We start from the raw sequence: 14,691 nt of genomic DNA, 5'->3' as shown, positions 1-14,691 counted from the left end.
TTCTCTCCTGATTGAATTAAATCCAGCAAAACCTATTGGTTATTATCTTTAGCTACTTCAAAATGCACGGAAAGTAAATAAGCCTCCTCAATAGGTAACGTGGCAAATTTATCCACTACCCGCTCTGCCATTTGCATTGATTCGGCAGAGATTTCGTCAAACAGTGATTTATCCACTTCCGGCAAAGGCTCACCGGTAATCGAGCGCAATACCATGGCGCGAATATGTGACTCCAGCATTTGCTGTTGCACCGCATTGGTAAAAATATTCTCTGCACCCAACATGGCGGTGATATCTGCCAGCACCTGGGTGGTGATGGTTGCCGCCCTGCTGATATCCGCCTGTTCCATTTCATTTACCGAAGCAGTTTCTTCATTCACTTTTCAGTCACCCCTGGTTTCGGACATTAATCTGTTAATCGTAAAGCGCATCATCAATACCATTCACTTTATCGGATGCCCTTACCCTAACCTTAAGAACATTTCGTGTGTAGCCTGTTTTTTTCCAGTTCAAACTGGAAATTGCGTGACGCTTAGGGATCCATTTCGCAAAACGTGGTTTTGGCCAATAAGTTAATGAGATTACAAAAAGATAGCGCAACCGTTTGTTTACAGTGGGCGAAAACGCGGCAAAAAACTTCGTGATCGGGATCTCTTCCTTTTCTATGCTTAACCGCCTACTATCAGTAGGACAAGTCGACATTTCTTACACCCCCGCTCCAAACGGCGCGGGGGTGTTGCTTTGTGTTGTTTTTCCGAATTTATGGGCGCAGAAAGGGTGCCTTTTGATTTGACTGGAGAGTGGAATGACCAAACCAACCATTACCATTAATGAGCTGGATGCGGAACGCCTGGATGCACTGCTGGCACAGCCTGCCTTTGCCAACACTGACGTCGCAACCATGCTGAATGCCGAACTGGATCGCGCTGACATCGTGCCGCCATCACAGATCCCGGCCAATGTCGTCACCATGAACAGCCGCGTGCGTTTCCGCGATCTGCACACCGCAGAAGAACATGTGCGCACGCTGGTGTATCCGGCTTCGCTCAAAGACAGCAACGAACAGCTTTCCGTGATGGCACCGCTGGGTGCAGCGCTGCTGGGTATGCACGTTGGCAAACAGATCAACTGGCAGTTACCGAATGGCGAAGAAGCGCGGATTGAAGTGCTGGAGCTGCTGTATCAGCCGGAAGCCGCGGGTGAATATCACCGCTGATGGCTTATGACTGGAAGGCGGGGCGGAGCTAAACGGGCGGTTGGAAACATCTCCGCCCGCAACGGGCAGTTAGCGGAACTTCTTATGATTGGTATCGCGGGTTTGCTTGAAATCCTGCGCGACTTTACGCGCCTCTTCCAGTTTGCCCTGATTCGCCAACGCCAATGACTGGTCGATCTGCCCGATCAGCGTGGTCATACCGTGACGGAAATCTTTCATCTCGGCGCTGTCAGGCGCTTTACTCTCCAGCTTCGGTGGCGTGCCTTGCTCTGCGCTTACCGCGGCAGCACGCATATTCTGCAAACTCAGCTTGAACGTATCAACAGAATCGGTTTTCAATACGGTTTTGTAATTGCTGGCGATAGTATCCATATCATTGGCCAGATCGGCCGCCATCAACGTCGAACTCGCACCTAGCAGCGTCAACGCGGCTAATACTTTCCATGTTTTTTTCATGCTCACCTTCCAGTTATTGTTTTATTTAACCCATAGATAACATAGGCGAAGAACGATAAATTCGAAAGTAATAGCCCGGTGAACTCACAAATGATTTCAGACAGGTAACCTCTACGGCATCTTTTTACCCCGTGAGATGCCCTGAATGACAACATAGTGCTATAACCCCAGGAAAAAATCCGGCGTTTTGTGGCATCAGGGGTGTTTATCGCACTGAGCAACCTTTCTCCACGCGGGCCGATGCGGGAAAACGGAAACAAGGTAGGGGGCGGTATGTTATCAATTAAACACGCTATGGCATGTGACGTAATTCTACTCGCAGAAATAGGATTAACTGCCTGGCAAAAAGGCTTAATGCCACATGTTCCTCCTCGGGTAAGGGAAAAATTTTTAAGGGATAATCCATTCCTACCCTTCTTAAACACCTTGGGTTCACGTGTTTTAGTCGGGTGCATTGATAACAGTCCAGTAGGATTTGGAGCTTGCGAGGGCTGTGACGATACAATAAGTGATATCTGGGTGGCTCCTGCCTTTGAAGGTATGGGTGTAGGTTCCGCGATTATTAATGCACTTGAAAAGGAAATCATGGATCGAGGTTACAGTCATGCTCACATCCAGGTCGCGGCTGCTAACGAGCGAGCCCACGCGCTTTACCTGCATCTAGGCTATAGAGAGATGTGGAGAAGAACAGAGTTCGACGTTATTTTGGATATCAACCTGGAAAAAGTCGGCCTGACGAAACAACTAAAATATTCATCACAAAAAAACCGGCCACTGCGAGGCGGATTCGGTGCGGTGGGGCAGCCCTGAAACCGTTGGCCCAGGCACTGCATCAGGAGCTATTGCAACACCCGATCCTGCAGACCGATGCCCCCCCGCTGTCCATCCTCGCCCCCGGCAAGGGCAAAACCTAACGCGGTAACCCTTGCCGTTGCTGCCAACCCTGCCATTGCATAACGTTGGCCACTGCTGAATCAGTTGAAAGGCACGATTACTGACCGGCAATCTTCATTTCCGGCAACAGAACGGAACCGCATTGAATATTACTGCGAGTCTCAATATCGCTGCCGATGCTGACAATATTACGCAGCATATCTTTCAGGTTACCGGCAATGGTGATCTCACTGACTGGATACTGGATCTCACCGTTTTCAACCCAAAAACCGGAAGCACCGCGCGAGTAGTCACCGGTAATGCCGCTGACACCCTGCCCCATCAGTTCGGTCACCACCAGGCCGGTGCCCAATTGCTTGAGCATCGCGGCAAAATCGTTACCCTGCCCGGCAATACGCCAGTTGTGGATACCGCCCGCATGCCCGGTGCTGTGCATACCCAGCTTGCGCGCCGCGTAGCTGGTCAGCAGCCAGGTTTGCAATACGCCGTCTTTGACAATATCACGGCGTTCGGTACGTACCCCTTCACTGTCGAACGGCGTGGAGGCCAAGCCCTTCAGCAGATGCGGATGTTCTTCAATAGTCATCCATTCCGGCAGGATCTGTTTGCCCAGTGAATCCAACAGGAAGGTGGATTTGCGATAAACGCTGCTGCCGCTGATGGCCCCTACCAAATGGCCAAACAGCCCGGTTGCCACTTCAGAAGCAAATAAAACCGGTGCCTTCATGGTGGCAAGCTTGCGCGGCGAAAGGCGCGCCAGCGTGCGGCGAGCACACTCCTGGCCAACCCACTCGGGGCTTGCCATATCCTCTATAGCACGGCCAATGGTATAGGCGTAATCACGCTCCATATCACCGTTGTGCTCGGCAATGACGCTGCTGGAGAGGGAATGACGGCTGGAACAATAGCTTTGCAGCATGCCGTGGCTGTTACCGAACACCTTAATGCCGTAATGGCTGTTGAAACTGCCGCCTTCGGTATTGGTAATGCGTTTATCTGCCGCCAGCGCGACCTGCTCAGCGCGCGCCGCCAGCTCAATCCCGCGTTCGGCATCCAGTTCAGCCGGGTGGAACAGATCGAGATCCGGTGCCTCAAACGCCAATAGATCTTTTTCTGCCGGGCCAGCATGAGGATCTGGCGAGGTATAGCGGGCAATATCCAGCGCCGCCTGCACGGTGCGGGAAATAGCATCCGGGCTCAGATCGGTGGAAGAGGCGCTGCCTTTACGCTGTTGGTAATAAACGGTGATGCCCAACGCCCCGTCGCTGTTGAACTCGACGTTTTCCACCTCGCCGAAGCGGGTGCTGACGCTGATACCGGTGGTTTTGGTCACGGCAACTTCTGCCGCATCGGAACCGGCACGCGCCAGTTCCAAAGCCTGTGAAACGGCTTGTTCCAGCGCCTTGCGCTGTTCTGCAACTTGAGTGACTACTTTCATCAATCTGCCATAATTAATCAGGAAATCGCTGAGAAAAGTGCCGTGTCGGCGCAATGCCCGTCAGTTAAGCAGAAAAGTGCATCATCGGCGCAATGCTAACAGCGGCGCCCCCTCTCCCTGTGGGAGAGGGCCGGGGTGAGGGGCTGTAGTCCGGTGATCTTCCCCTCACCCTAACCCTCTCCCCAAGGAGAGGGAATTGGTTAGTCTTAACTGACCTGCATCACGTATCGGCGTGATTTTGCGCGGTATAACGCGCCAGAATAATTTCAGGCTGTACCCACCCGCAGCAGCGCAGAATACCGCCTAATCTGTATTTGAGTCTAACAGGAACTGTGTTGAATTTCGCATAAAGCCAGCAACCTGTTAGGATTAGCCTCTTTTTGACGGAGCCTACCATGAACAAACAGCCTGAAGACTGGCTCGACGATGTCCCTGAGAACGAAAATGAGGACGATGACGAGATTATCTGGGTCAGTAAAAGTGAAATTAAGCGTGATGCTGAAGCGCTGAAAGACTTGGGGACCGAGTTGGTCGAACTGGGTAAAAATGCGCTGGAACGCATTCCGCTGGATGACGATCTGCGTGCCGCCATCGAACTGGCGCAGAAGATCAAAAAAGAAGGCCGCCGCCGCCAGATCCAACTGATCGGCAAAATGCTGCGCGCGCGCGATGTTGAGCCGATTCAGACCGCGCTCGATAAGCTGAAAAACCGCCATAACCAACAGGTATCACTGTTCCACAAGCTGGAGGCGCTGCGCGATCGCCTGGTGGCAGAAGGTGATGATGCGATCCCGTCCGTGCTGGAACTCTATCCAGAGGCCGATCGCCAGCAGTTGCGCGCGCTGGTGCGTAACGCGCAAAAAGAGCAGGCCGCTAACAAGCCGCCGAAATCGTTCCGCCAAATCTTCCAGTACCTGCGCGATCTGGCCGAGGCGCAACAGTGATCGCCAGCAGCATCACTGTGGGATGAACCCCGTTCATCCCCGGTGATGCACCGCTGCACCGCTGGCTTCACGGATATTGAACCGCAGGTCACCCTCCAACTCTTCCTCCGCCTCTTCAAACAGCAGAATAATGGCACCAAAACGGCGTTTGCGGCGGGCGTTGAGATGGGTAAATTCAATCTCGATCGGCAAGCTGATGTCACCGGTCACTACATCCCACAGCGCGTCCAGATTGGCACCAAATCCTTCACCCAACGCGAACTTATCAGCAAATTGCTGATAGAACGCCGGTAGATCGGGTATCTGGTTAAAATCGAACTCTATTTTCCCCATCAACTCACTCCATCCGCATGAAGTTTTTATAGTGGTCACGCGTGACAAAAATCAGACCGTCGCTGGAATACAGCAGGCGATCGGCCCCGCGTCGGCCGCATTGGTAATTGACATCCGCCTCGCGCCATACCCGGTTATTGGCCACCGGTAAACGCCCTTCACGGTTGGAGAAACGATCGCCGCCGATCGCCTTACCCGGCAAGGCCAGACACAGGTTGCCGTCAGCCGCATCCCAACCCTGCTCGCGCGCCTGTTTTTTCGTCAGGTAATAATCCGGTAGCCGTTGATGCTGTTGCAGATAACGGGCAACGCGTTTGGGTTCCGTCAGTTTATCGATACTCTCAGCGGCAGCAGTGGCCGCAGGCACAGGGGCGATCACCCGGTCAGTATCATTACCGCGCAGCGCGCTGAAACCGGCGACCACAATGGCGATCAGCATCGCCACAAGGGTACGTTTATTCATATTTTCCCTGAATAAGGCGAATGCCTCATGATGGCTAAATTTATAGCAAAAAATAATGAATCGAAGATGACTTATATGTAACGTTTTTACCTTCAGAAGCACTATGACTATCAATCATGCCACTTTCCCGCGCCGCTGACACGCGGAACACGCCCCGATTTTCAGCGTAAAAATGCTCAATCGATCAAAGCGTGGCGATAGAGATGCAGCATATCCGCCAGACGTTTGACCGGCCCGGTCACACTGAGTGGCGCGCTGTTATCCACCAGTTTCTGCTGGTATTCGTTCATCTCTTTCAGCAGCCGATCGTAGTAATAAGCACGTTTTCCATCGCTCTTGGCTGACACCACGTGATCGGCGGTATTGCGGATCTGCTTATGGAACACCGACAACTCTTCCTTGGCCGGGATCTCGGTCATCTGCATACGCTGGTGAGCGATAATCAGGTTAAGCCCCAGGCGGTATTTGGCGATATCGTTCGGGAACATCATCAGCAACTGGTTCAAGCGCTGATACAGCGCGGGCAGGTGGTTTTCGCGCCGCCGCGCCGCCTGAGTGGTCAACGCCGACACGGCGCTGCTGACCAGTTGATTCATCAACGTGCGGCCGGTGCGCTCGCGCGAGGTATCACGGATCAGGAACAGCACGATCATCGCAACAAAGCAGCCGATAATCTGGCCGATGGCGCTGTCGATAAAAGTCGTCACCGAGAAATGCATCGGATTGCTCAACACGATGATATTAATGGTGCTTGATAGCGTTCCCAGCGAGCCCAAGCGGCGCTTCTGCACTTCAATACCGGTGAAAAACGCCAGCGTGCCCAAGCTCAGGCACAGCAGGAATATGCTTTGCTGGGTCTGTGGCAAGATAAACATATAGAACAGCGCCCCCATCGGAAAGGCGATCAGCACCCCCACCAGGAAATCAAACGCCATCATTTTCGGGTTCGGCGTACGCATCGCCAAGGCGGTTACGATGGCGATCATCATCATACAGCCGCTGCCGGAGGTCCAACCGGTCCACAGCCAGAACAAACAGCCAATCGAGGTAGCGGCCCAAGCACGCAGGCCGTTAATCAACGCATGATGACCTTCTGCCGAAGGAGTTTTCACCACCACCTCATTGGCAAGCACATCGTTTTCAACGGCGTTGATGCCGCTGTTGGTATGCACCCCTTTCGCCACCAGCAGGTAACGCGTCGCCGTGCCTACCCAGGAACTGACCGTGAGCAGGGTTTGATCGGTCGGGTTGATAGCCAACATCTGGCGCACCACTTTCAGGTGCTTATGCACTTCCTGCGGCGTTTCAGCGGGCCTCAGCAGCAGTTCGCGAATGTTTTCCTGCACCGCATTGGGGTAATTCAGCAGGATCAGGTAGGTTTCACAGGCTTGAGTAATCAGCGTCAGTGAAAGAGTATGCAGCACGCGCACCCGGCGGTTTACCCGCTGCCAACGTGAAGATTCCAGCATCAGGTTGCTGCGCATTCCGTTCAAGGTGGTGGTGCTTTTCACCAGATCGCTCCAGGCACGATCGATATCTTCTTTCTCTGCATTGTTGATGCACATCTGCATCAGCCGGTATTGCCCCACCAGCAGTTGATCTACGACACGATCGATATCCTGTTTGATCGAACGCGGCGAAAACAGCAGATCGGCCAACACCGCGCTGAGAATGCCGAGCACGATCTCGCTACAGCGTTCGAGGGCGAACTGCGGTGCCTGCATCAGCGCAGAGGTGCTGCTGGCCGAGGTGACGATAATAATCAGCGCCGTGTAGCCTGCCAGCCCCCAGGCATAGGAGTTCTCAACTCTGACCAGTGACGAAATCCAGGTGCACACTCCAAGCCAGATGCAGCACAGCATCAGCATCACGACGGGCGCGCGCGCGCAGGTGACAATAATCACCAGGCCGACAAAACAGCCCACAAAGGTGCCGATAATGCGCAGCCAGGCGCGATAACGGATGGCACCGGAAAAGGGTTCACCCCCGGCGGCAAAGGCAGGCCCGGCCACGACGATCGCCGCCGTCAGCACCGACCAGCGCGGGGTTTCCAGATTGAGGTGAAAACCGACAAACAGGGCGAAAACAATCGCAAAGCTGAGTTTGCAGGCAAATCTCAGGCGAATAAAGGTTGGGCTCGTCATTAACCAAACTCACGTAACCGGTGCATCAGCCGGATAAACGGCGAACCGTTGTCGTCGCTGCGGCCATTTTTGCCGGTAATCACCACGGTGGCAGTGGTTCCCGCCGGGTAGGGATGCTGCTGATCCTTCTCATCCAGCACAATTTTCACCGGCACGCGCTGCGCCAGGCGCACCCATTCCAGGTTACTGTCGATCGACGCCAATCCCTTACTGTTAACCGTGCTGCTGCTGTTATTGACCGCCGCCGCCAGGCTGTCGACGGTGCCATGCATAATGCGGTTGCTGCCCAACGGGGTGATTTCCACCCGATCGCCTTGCTGCAGGCCGTTCAGTTTGGTTTCTTCCAGATAGGCCAGAATGTAGAAGGTGTTTTTCTTCACCAGTGCCACGGCGGTGGAACCACGGGTGATAAATTCCCCGGCGTGCACGTTCAGGTTGGTCACCCAACCATCGGCGGGCGCACGAACCGTGGTGCGATCGAGATCCAACTGCGCCAGATCGCGGGCGGCAATCGCCTTGGCCAACTGGTGCTGCACGGTTTGCAATGAGTTGCTCGACTGCTCGATCTCTTCCTGCGACATCGCCTGGATACCCAAACGCACGCGGCGGCCAGCCTCACGTTTCTTCTCTTCGGCCAGCGCCTGATAATAGGCGACATCGGCATTGGCTTGCGCCAGCGCCTGCTGGTAGCGTGGCCGATCGATCACAAACAGGATCTGGCCCTTCTTCACCAGTTGGTTGTCCGTAACCGGTATCTCGGTCAACAGACCGCTGACGTCTGGGGCGATCGCCACCACGTCGGCGGTGAATTTGGCATCACGCGTCCACGGCGATTCGGTGTAAAACGACCAGGACTTAAACACCGCAATGGCGGCCAGCACGACAACAATCAACGTGATCGCGATTCGGGTTATTTGTATTGAAAAAGTTTTCACAGCCACCTCAAACAAAAAGACATGAAACCAGATAAAACAAGCAGCAATACAGCGCAGTATTGAACAGCGCGGGATGCCAGACAAAATCGTAAATCCCGGTCGGCAGCAGTAGGCGGCGCATGACAAAAAACAGCACCAACGACGCCAACAGCTCAAAAAACACCGGCGGGAACGACATCCCAAAAATGACCATAACCGGAAGCAAACTCATCACTTTTTCCTTAATTGCTTACTGCACCGGGGTTTCACATTCTATTTACATTTTGGCCAACGGATGCCAAACGTCGCACCTAGACGGTTGCCAGGTCACGAACCTGAAAAAGGGTTAGACTACGAACATAGACTCATGAAAGGGAATGCATGGCAGACGGCAGTATGCTGCAACATTGCTGACCACGCTCAAGCGCTCAGAAGGATACACCCGACCACATTATATTAGCCTGCTTACTATAAACTCATCTACAATATGTGATCTAAATCACTTTTAAGCCAGAGTGAACAATGGAAAGACTAAAACGGATGTCGGTGTTCGCCAAAGTTATTGAATGTGGGTCGTTTACTGCGGCAGCACGCCAGCTTGGTATGAGCGTTTCGTCCATCAGCCAGACAGTCTCCAAGCTGGAAAATGAATTGCAGGTAAAGCTGCTCAACCGCAGCACGCGCAGTATCGGCCTGACCGAAGCGGGCAAAATCTACTACCAGGGTTGCCGCCGGATGTTGCAGGAGGCCACCGAAGTGCATGAACAGCTTTATGCACTGAACAATACCCCAACCGGCACCCTGCGCATCGGCAGTTCCTCCACCATGGCGCAAAACGTGCTGGCCACCATGACCGCCGAAATGTTGCAAGAATACCCAGGCTTAACGGTGAATCTGGTTACCGGTATCCCAGCTCCCGATCTGATTGCCGACGGCTTGGATCTGGTGATCCGCACCGGCGCGTTGCAGGATTCCAGCCTGTTCTCCAAACAGTTGGGTTCCATGCCGATGGTGGTCTGCGCCGCCAAAAGCTACCTCGGCCAACACGGCACGCCGCAAAAACCGAGCGATATGGTGAATTTCTCCTGGCTGGAATACAGCGTGCGGCCAGACAGCCAATTCGAACTGATGGCCCCAGAAGGCATCAGTTCGCGGATTTCCCCACAGGGGCGCTTCGTGACCAATGATTCACAAACCATGGTCCGCTGGCTGAACGCCGGAGCGGGCATCGCTTATGTCCCATTAATGTGGGTGATCGAAGAAATCAAACGCGGTGAGATCGAAATTCTGTTCAAGCGCTACCACTCCGAGCCCCGCCCGGTGTACGCCCTGTACACCGAGAAGGACAAGCTGCCGCTGAAGGTGCAGGTGTGCATTAATTACCTGACGGAATACTTTAAACGTGTGGCGGCGGTCTATCAGGGTTATCGCTGACCTAATATTTTAGCTACTAGTGAATCGATTAATGGCAGAGCAGCTATCTATTTATTACCCTTTTAATTAACTCAAAAAACTATCACGTAATTAAATTAAAGAATATTCCACCAAACGCCCACCAGGCTGGATTTTGCCGCGCTTGCCTCCGCCCCGGCGGGTGTGATTAATTATTTCAGGCAAGGTAATTTATGCTGCTCTGGCAGATTGAAACTCACGCCTCTCATAAGAAAAACTCAGGACAACATTACAGGAATCACCATGGAAAAAATCCCTCGCACGCACGTGGTTTATGCCATGTCGCGTGATAACGCCCCTGTGGCAAAAATTGCCAGCGGCAGCGACGTTTGCTTTGAAACCTGCGACTGTTTCGAAGATCAGATAGCCTCTGAGCAGGCCGCATTTACCGAACTGGACTGGAACCGCATCAACCCGGCCACCGGACCGGTCTATGTGCAGGACGCGCTGCCGGGCGACGTGCTGCGGGTAGAGATCAAACGCATCACACCACGCAGCCACCAGGCGGTGATGGTGACCGCACCGGGCTTGGGTGTGATCGGCGATGAACTGCAACAGCCACAGATCCGCACCGTGCCGCTGGAAGAGGGTTTTGCCCTGCTGCCGGGCGGCGTGCGCTGGCCCCTCAAGCCGATGATTGGCGTGATTGGCGTGGCACCGGCGGGTGACGCCGTGCCATGCGGCACACCAGATGCGCACGGCGGCAATATGGACTGCAAAATCATCACCGAAGGCTGCACGCTGTGGCTGCCGGTCAACGTGGAAGGCGCGCTGTTTGCGCTCGGCGATCTGCATGCCGCCATGGGCGATGGTGAAGTCTCGGTATGCGGCTTGGAGATCCCCGGTGAAGTGGTGGTGAATCTGACCGTGGTGAAAAATCGCCCGCTGCCTACGCCGATGATCAGCACCGCAGACGCACTGTACACGCTGGCTTCCGCCAAAACGCTGGATGAGGCCGCCCAACTGGCGACCCGCAACATGGCGCACTTTGTTGCCGATCACAGCGCAGTGACGCTGGCCGACGCCATCAACCTGATGAGCATCACCGGCGATTTGCAGATCTGCCAGGTGGTTGATCCGCTGAAAACCTGCCGCTTCGCTCTGCCACGCAGCGTTGCCGCTCAGTTAAACATTCAGCTGGATTAAGGAGCCAAAACAATGTCTGTTGAACAATTTGGCTATAAGCAGGAGCTGCATCGCACCCTCACCCTGAAAGATCTGGTGATTTACGGCATGATCTTTATGGTGCCGATCGCACCGTTTGGCGTCTTTGGCTATGTCTGGGAAGGCTCGCAGGGCATGGTCGCCTTAGCCTACCTGATCGGCATGGTGGCGATGTTCTTCACCGCGATGAGCTACTGGTCCATGTCACGCGCGTTCCCGGTTTCCGGTTCGGTGTATGCCTACGCCCAGCGCGGCATCCATGAAACCGTCGGCTTCTTCGCTGGCTGGCTGATCCTGCTGGATTACATTCTGGTGCCATCGCTGCTGTATATCGTCAGCGCCGCAGCCCTTGGCCCGATTCTGCCGGGCGTACCTGCATGGGTGTGGATCGTGACGTTTATCGCCATTAACAGCGTGATCAACCTGATCGGCATTCAGTTCACCGCCAAAGCCAACCGCTACATTCTGGTGGCCGAGATCGTGATCCTGGCGATCTTCGTGGTGATGGGGCTGATTGCCCTGTACGCCGGTGAAGGTGCGGGCGGTTTGACGCTCAACCCGCTCTACAACGCCGAGAAATTCAGCCTGCCGCTGGTGATGGGAGCGGTGTCGATCGCCGTGCTGTCATTCCTGGGCTTTGACGGTATTTCGACGCTCTCTGAAGAGAGCAAAGGCGGAGCCGATGCGGTGGGCAAAGCCTCGCTGTTTGCCTTGCTGCTGGTCGGATCGCTGTTTATTCTGCAAACCTGGATCGCCGCCGATCTGGCCGCAGGCAACAACTTCACCAACCTGGATACCGCGTTTTACGACACTGCCAACTTGGCCGGTGGCGCCTGGCTGAAGCAGGTGACCATCTGGGCCACGGCGCTCTCTTGGGGTATCGCTAACGCCTTGGTGGCACAGGCGGCGATTTCGCGCATTCTGTTTGCCATGGGGCGCGATCGTCAGTTGCCGAAAATCCTGGCGAAGGTGCATCCTCGTTTCAAAACCCCTTACGTCAGCACCCTGCTGGTGGCGGTGATTTCACTCGGTTCCGGGCTGTATTTCAACGGCAGCATCGACAACCTGAGCCGCTTGGTGAACTTCGGCGCGCTGATGGGCTTTTTGATCCTGCACCTGTCGGTGATTAACCACTACATCATCCGCCAGAAATCCACCGCTTGGGTAAAGCACCTGCTTTTCCCACTGGTTGGCCTGGCGATTATCGGCTTTGTGCTGTACGAAATGGATATGGAAGCCAAAATCCTCGGCCTGAGCTGGCTGGCGGTGGGCATTGTCTATTACTTCGTGCTGCGCGTGGTGCTGAAGCGTAAACCGGTGCTGGAATTGGAAGGTTAACTCTGGCTAAGTGACGAGTGAGTATTCTGGGAAGTGGCCGCTGGTCAGCAAGGCAGCGGCCACTTCTACTTAGCCTTGACAGCTCCCGCGTTATGTTTAATGGCCGGACGGCCAGCAACCCAACCAACAGAGAACACCACGGTTTAACGCTGGCCGGGCAGGTATTGACCCCCGCACACACCGAGGCTGACCAGAGCAGGAGGTGCGCCGCGCAGGGGCGACGAACAGAAGAGAACGGCGCGCCTGCTGCCTGAGCACTCGCCAGCGCACTCACAGAGAACGCGCTAACTTTTGCTGTAATATCCAGCTATTTTACGGGAGGTGTGCAGCACTCGCAGAACACGAACAACACTATCTTCAACTACATATACGATAATGAACGGGAAGCGTGGAACGACCAGTTTGCGCTGTTTCTCCGTATTCCCCGCTTTCACTCCCGCCAACGGATTATCCTGAAGGATGTCTGCCATACTGACGAACTTGTCGTCTGTAGCACTGGCTATCGGCAGACCCGCTTCTCTGTACAGATAATGGAAGATTGCTTTTCGGTCTGCCTGGGCCTGTTTTTCCCACTGAACGACTGATGTCACAGTTTGCCCCGCGCTGCCTGCATTTTTAGCTCATTCATGTGGCTATTCATTTCATCGTTGCTGATAAAATCACCTTCACCATCATCATAGCGACTGAACGCATCCATTATCTGCTGCTCCAGCCAGCTTTCATGTTCACTGTTTTGATACCGACGCTCATCCGCAGCCAGTTCCTCTGCCCGCTGGCGCATCATTTCTGTCAGACTCATTCTCTGTCTTTCTGCTGCCTGCATCGCTAGACGCTTGGTCTCTTCATCTATTCTGAAGTGGATTGTGCTCATTATTAACTCGCTTATGTGGTGTCACTTGTGTTGTCATTATGCAAGCTATTTTCCGGATTGTCACTTTCAACCTCCCGCTGCTCCGCCGGATGGGTCGATGCATGAACCGCCTGCAACGCACGGATGCTCACTTGCGTGTAGATTTGGGTCGACTCGATACTCGCATGGCCCAGCATCGCCTGTAGTCACTGCTGAGGAAATTGTTCTTGTTGGCAAAACGCGGGTCGGTCACCACCAGGAACGGGCTGTTGGCCGCCGGTTGCTGGCGGAACAGGCCATTATTGGGAAGGGTCGTCGCCACGCTGACCAGATGCTGTTTGTCGGTTAACGCCAGTTCACCCGGCGTCAGCGGCCTGCTATCCGAAAGCGGATATCGCGGAGTTGTATGGGCATAGATGGGAAATAGAACACGGCTTCAGGGAAATGAAACAACATCTGCTGAAGAATGAACTGACAGTGAGGAGTAAGAAACCGGAGCTGGTGCGGCAGGAGTTGTGGGGGGTTGTCCTGGCCTATAACCTGCTGCGTTTTATGATGGCACAGATGGCCTACAGCCTGAGAGGCGTGGAGCCGTATCAGATAGGGTTCAAACAGGCGACGCTTTACCTGACAAGTCAGCTAAAGCAGCTCCCCGCGGTGGCAGCGGGAAAAATGCCGAAAATAATGAATGAGATATTGGAGATGGCAGCAAGCTTCGTGCTGCCTATACGTCGACAGCGGCATTATCCAAGAGCGGTAAAAAAGAAGCCGCAACGTTATCCGCAGCGGCCTTCTTCAAAAGCTTAACTGACAAGCATTACGGCCAGTTGGCCGGGATCTTTCAGTTCATTTGTTTATATATATGCTTCAACCATTCCTCAGATGAAGACCATTCATTAGGGTAATAATAACTGCAATCAATTTTGTTAAGCAGGATATCCTGTAATTCATCATCTGGTAGAGAAAGTGCCAACAGATAATCTATTTCAGCTTTCATCTGCAACCGCTCTTCCACAGTCTCAGTTGCTTTATAAGCTGCCAATGTTTCATCTGCATTACCAAACAGCACCTCAAAATCCTGGTTA

Annotated in this window: 17 protein-coding genes and 2 pseudogenes; 7 read left to right on the top strand and 12 right to left on the bottom strand. The window is 53.9% G+C overall.

Annotation, left to right across the window (positions count from 1 at the left end; genetic code table 11):
- Nucleotides 1-32: 32 nt before the first annotated feature.
- Nucleotides 33-350 (bottom strand): glycine dehydrogenase, encoded by a 318-nt coding sequence (locus ACX9GT_RS02690; protein ID WP_473191488.1) that lies wholly within the window; start codon nt 348-350, stop codon nt 33-35.
- A gap of 455 nt (nt 351-805) precedes the next feature.
- Here ACX9GT_RS02690 and rnk point away from each other — a divergent pair, with 455 nt between their 5' ends.
- Nucleotides 806-1,216, top strand: coding sequence for a nucleoside diphosphate kinase regulator (gene rnk, locus ACX9GT_RS02685; RefSeq protein ID WP_473189698.1), 411 nt, complete (start codon nt 806-808; stop codon nt 1,214-1,216).
- A gap of 69 nt (nt 1,217-1,285) precedes the next feature.
- Here rnk and cybC read toward each other — a convergent pair whose 3' ends face one another.
- Nucleotides 1,286-1,672, bottom strand: coding sequence for a cytochrome b562 (cybC, locus tag ACX9GT_RS02680; RefSeq protein ID WP_473189697.1), 387 nt, complete (start codon nt 1,670-1,672; stop codon nt 1,286-1,288).
- Between the two features lie 273 nt (nt 1,673-1,945).
- Between cybC and ACX9GT_RS02675 the strand changes: the two genes are divergently transcribed.
- Nucleotides 1,946-2,482, top strand: a complete 537-nt coding sequence (locus ACX9GT_RS02675) for a GNAT family N-acetyltransferase (RefSeq protein ID WP_473189696.1) — start codon at nt 1,946-1,948, stop codon at nt 2,480-2,482.
- A gap of 181 nt (nt 2,483-2,663) precedes the next feature.
- Here the strand turns inward: ACX9GT_RS02675 and pmbA are convergent, their stop codons facing one another.
- Nucleotides 2,664-4,004 (bottom strand): metalloprotease PmbA, encoded by a 1,341-nt coding sequence (gene pmbA / locus ACX9GT_RS02670; protein WP_473189695.1) that lies wholly within the window; start codon nt 4,002-4,004, stop codon nt 2,664-2,666.
- Between the two features lie 395 nt (nt 4,005-4,399).
- Between pmbA and yjgA the strand changes: the two genes are divergently transcribed.
- Nucleotides 4,400-4,948 carry a ribosome biogenesis factor YjgA gene (yjgA, locus tag ACX9GT_RS02665; protein WP_473189694.1) on the top strand — a complete coding sequence of 183 codons (549 nt, stop codon included), beginning with the start codon at nt 4,400-4,402 and terminating at the stop codon, nt 4,946-4,948.
- A gap of 33 nt (nt 4,949-4,981) precedes the next feature.
- Here yjgA and ACX9GT_RS02660 read toward each other — a convergent pair whose 3' ends face one another.
- From ACX9GT_RS02660 to aaeX, 5 genes are all read right to left on the bottom strand, one after another.
- Nucleotides 4,982-5,281 (bottom strand): barstar family protein, encoded by a 300-nt coding sequence (locus ACX9GT_RS02660; protein ID WP_473189693.1) that lies wholly within the window; start codon nt 5,279-5,281, stop codon nt 4,982-4,984.
- A 4-nt stretch (nt 5,282-5,285) separates the two neighbouring features.
- On the bottom strand, nt 5,286-5,744 hold the full coding sequence (locus ACX9GT_RS02655; RefSeq protein ID WP_473189692.1) for a ribonuclease domain-containing protein: 459 nt from the start codon (nt 5,742-5,744) through the stop codon (nt 5,286-5,288).
- A 176-nt stretch (nt 5,745-5,920) separates the two neighbouring features.
- Nucleotides 5,921-7,888, bottom strand: coding sequence for a p-hydroxybenzoic acid efflux pump subunit AaeB (gene aaeB / locus ACX9GT_RS02650; RefSeq protein ID WP_473189691.1), 1,968 nt, complete (start codon nt 7,886-7,888; stop codon nt 5,921-5,923).
- On the bottom strand, nt 7,888-8,823 hold the full coding sequence (aaeA, locus tag ACX9GT_RS02645) for a p-hydroxybenzoic acid efflux pump subunit AaeA (protein ID WP_473189690.1): 936 nt from the start codon (nt 8,821-8,823) through the stop codon (nt 7,888-7,890). The genes aaeB and aaeA overlap by 1 nt, the downstream gene beginning before the upstream one ends.
- A gap of 7 nt (nt 8,824-8,830) precedes the next feature.
- On the bottom strand, nt 8,831-9,034 hold the full coding sequence (aaeX, locus tag ACX9GT_RS02640) for a p-hydroxybenzoic acid efflux pump operon protein AaeX (protein ID WP_459400219.1): 204 nt from the start codon (nt 9,032-9,034) through the stop codon (nt 8,831-8,833).
- Nucleotides 9,035-9,324: 290 nt separating this feature from the next.
- Here aaeX and aaeR point away from each other — a divergent pair, with 290 nt between their 5' ends.
- The 3 genes from aaeR (at nt 9,325) to ACX9GT_RS02625 (ending at nt 12,756) form a co-directional block, all read left to right on the top strand.
- Nucleotides 9,325-10,236 carry an HTH-type transcriptional activator AaeR gene (aaeR, locus tag ACX9GT_RS02635; RefSeq protein WP_473189689.1) on the top strand — a complete coding sequence of 304 codons (912 nt, stop codon included), beginning with the start codon at nt 9,325-9,327 and terminating at the stop codon, nt 10,234-10,236.
- Between the two features lie 261 nt (nt 10,237-10,497).
- The gene (locus ACX9GT_RS02630) at nt 10,498-11,400 is read left to right on the top strand and encodes an acetamidase/formamidase family protein (RefSeq protein WP_473189688.1); all 903 of its coding nucleotides are present in this window, start codon (nt 10,498-10,500) and stop codon (nt 11,398-11,400) included.
- A gap of 12 nt (nt 11,401-11,412) precedes the next feature.
- Complete coding sequence (locus ACX9GT_RS02625) at nt 11,413-12,756, top strand: APC family permease (RefSeq protein WP_473189687.1); 1,344 nt, start codon at nt 11,413-11,415, stop codon at nt 12,754-12,756.
- 284 nt (nt 12,757-13,040) lie between these two features.
- On the opposite strand, the gene ACX9GT_RS02620 is transcribed toward ACX9GT_RS02625, so the two are convergent.
- The 3 genes and pseudogenes from ACX9GT_RS02620 to ACX9GT_RS02610 form a co-directional block, all read right to left on the bottom strand.
- Nucleotides 13,041-13,346 (bottom strand): type II toxin-antitoxin system RelE/ParE family toxin, encoded by a 306-nt coding sequence (locus tag ACX9GT_RS02620; protein WP_473189157.1) that lies wholly within the window; start codon nt 13,344-13,346, stop codon nt 13,041-13,043.
- Nucleotides 13,343-13,627 (bottom strand): damage-inducible protein J, encoded by a 285-nt coding sequence (locus ACX9GT_RS02615; protein WP_473189158.1) that lies wholly within the window; start codon nt 13,625-13,627, stop codon nt 13,343-13,345. Before ACX9GT_RS02615 ends, ACX9GT_RS02620 begins: the two co-directional genes overlap by 4 nt.
- 11 nt (nt 13,628-13,638) lie before the next feature.
- Nucleotides 13,639-13,812: pseudogene (locus ACX9GT_RS02610) on the bottom strand (site-specific tyrosine recombinase XerC); the annotation flags it as partial.
- 172 nt (nt 13,813-13,984) lie between these two features.
- Between ACX9GT_RS02610 and ACX9GT_RS02605 the strand changes: the two are divergent.
- Nucleotides 13,985-14,413, top strand: a pseudogene (locus ACX9GT_RS02605) (transposase); the annotation flags it as partial.
- Between the two features lie 34 nt (nt 14,414-14,447).
- Here the strand turns inward: ACX9GT_RS02605 and ACX9GT_RS02600 are convergent.
- Nucleotides 14,448-14,675, bottom strand: coding sequence for a contact-dependent growth inhibition system immunity protein (locus tag ACX9GT_RS02600; RefSeq protein ID WP_050087915.1), 228 nt, complete (start codon nt 14,673-14,675; stop codon nt 14,448-14,450).
- Between the last annotated feature and the right edge of the window lie 16 nt (nt 14,676-14,691).

The organism is Serratia sp. YWN4 (assembly GCF_055790845.1).
This window is presented reverse-complemented; position numbering and strand designations above follow the sequence as displayed.